This window comes from Gilvimarinus sp. 1_MG-2023 (assembly GCF_030548285.1).
The window spans coordinates 1-310 of sequence record NZ_JAUOSC010000651.1 but is presented as its reverse complement, the minus strand read 5'-3'; the positions used below and the strand labels follow the sequence as shown (position 1 = coordinate 310).

The 310-nt window shown below is 54.8% G+C and carries 1 protein-coding gene; it reads left to right on the top strand.

Going from position 1 to position 310, the window contains the following annotated elements; genetic code table 11:
• The coding region (locus tag Q4563_RS18480; RefSeq protein WP_303605549.1) for a pyridoxal-phosphate dependent enzyme at nt 1–310 on the top strand (310 nt) is incomplete at both ends.

Genomic DNA, 310 nt, shown 5'->3' with positions numbered 1-310 from the left:
GTCCGTCAAATGTCGTATTGGTGCCAACATGATCTGGCAAGCCGAAAAAGACGGCACTCTGAAACCCGGTATGGAAATCGTTGAGCCAACCAGTGGTAATACCGGGATTGCACTGGCTTATGTCGGTGCTGCCCGGGGCTACAAGGTCACGCTGACCATGCCGGAAACCATGAGCATGGAACGTCGCAAAGTCATGATGGCACTGGGTGCCAATCTGGTACTGACCGAAGGTCCAAAAGGGATGCAAGGTGCCGTCGACAAGGCTGCCGAACTGCTGGCCGAAGCACCAGAAAACCGCATCATGCTGCAA